The sequence below is a fragment of the Terrihalobacillus insolitus genome (assembly GCF_028416575.1).
Classification (GTDB): Bacteria; Bacillota; Bacilli; order Bacillales; family Amphibacillaceae; genus Terrihalobacillus; species Terrihalobacillus insolitus.
In genome coordinates, this window is sequence record NZ_JAMQKB010000058.1 from 1 (window position 1) to 1,628 (window position 1,628).

Genomic DNA, 1,628 nt, shown 5'->3' on the forward strand with positions numbered 1-1,628 from the left:
CAGCTCTGAAGAGTAAATTTATCTTTAAAGTTGTTTAATATCGAAAAACCACTTATCCACATATGTTAAATTTTACCATTAGGTTTTTCTTTTATTTTTGTGTATAAGTGCCGAATTTCTATTATTTGTTATAAAAATTGTGGATAACTCATTTGCTTCTTTTTATTTATCACCACCTCTGTTAAAATAAATTTATTAGGTAAACCTTACTTGAATGGGTTTTACCATTGTAGCTATATCCTCGCCTGTTAAAATTCGTGTGCGAAACGCTTCTAACAGGTCCGAGGATATTTCTTTTGCTGTTTTTTTCAACTTCTTAAATATCTTCGCCCCGTTTTCATATAGTTGCATAAGGATATCGGTAATCTGGGTCAAGAGGTAGTGATTCTTCATTGCTTGATGATCAAGACTTCCAGCATGTTCGATGTGATAGCGAATGTTTTTCTGGCGATTGAACCCTTGATTCTCTATCTTCCAACGACTTCGTCCGACGCCAACCATTTTTTTTGCATTTCGTTTTGTTAGCTTGATGTTGGTGATGAATAAAAAGGATTTATCCTTTCCTTCTTCGTTCTCAAGGGTTCCTTCCAAGACATTCAGGGATCTTTCCTGATAGGAGATGTCATTCACCCAAAAAAGGGGACCATTTGTATCGCTCTTAATTGATTTAATGGTCTGAAATTCATTTGCGACACTCCTAATCCGTCCTTCTTTAAATCGCATCATGAATACCCACTTATAGGAATCGCAACGTTTGAACACACTTTCGCAGGCATAAAGACTGTCTCCAAGAATGCAGATTGGCAGTCTTTTATAGGTATCTTTGAGTTTTTTCGCCAATCGGTGAAAAGCGTTCAACTCACAATCCTGTTTAGGTACATCCTCAGACTCATTTTCGATAAACTCCGAGCCGATACTCAACACCATATCTCCCACAACGAGTTTCGCTTCCAGCACATGATGCATGTATACCGTTCGTTTCTCATCTGTTTCTTCGTTTTTATATTCCCGTTTCAAACAGTGATCGCAATGTTTTTCCGAGAAACTAAATAGTCCAGTCCCATCAATGATGACTCCCCAATATTTCCCGTTAATCCGGTAACGTTCCAAGCATCGTTTGTTTAACAGTTCCTGAATCATGTATGTTCTAATAGCTTCTAATTCACCTGGCTCTAATCTCTCTAGGAAATTGTTGATGGTATCGTAATGTGGAAGTTCTTCTAATTCCTTCAAGCCGATAACCTTTTGGATATTTTTAATACATTCCTCTTTATTAAAATTGCTTGTCATCCCGCGCATACTCTTTAAATCACACGCATTCTTAAGAATCATCATCAAAAGAATAACATCGCATTGATAATAGATATAACTTTGGTGTCTCGGATCTTTCACTTGATTTAGCTTCACAAATAATTCATTAAAATAGTGTTTCTTGATTTTTGCAAACTCGATAAAATAATTTACCTCTGTTTCCTGGTCTCTTTTTTCCTTTCGCGTTGCCAATTTTCATTCCCCCCTAAAATACGCCATTTATCAGCATTTATTACACTCAATTTTACCATTTTTAGCATATTTAGGGTTGGTATTTTATCAAATTATCTCGAAAAATTTTTTACTCTTCAGTGCTG

1 protein-coding gene is annotated in these 1,628 nt (G+C 35.9%); it reads right to left on the reverse strand.

What is annotated here, in order from left to right:
* Positions 1-195: 195 nt before the first annotated feature.
* On the reverse strand, positions 196-1,503 hold the full coding sequence (locus tag NC797_RS18220; protein ID WP_272438212.1) for a transposase family protein: 1,308 nt from the start codon (positions 1,501-1,503) through the stop codon (positions 196-198).
* Positions 1,504-1,628: the final 125 nt, after the last annotated feature.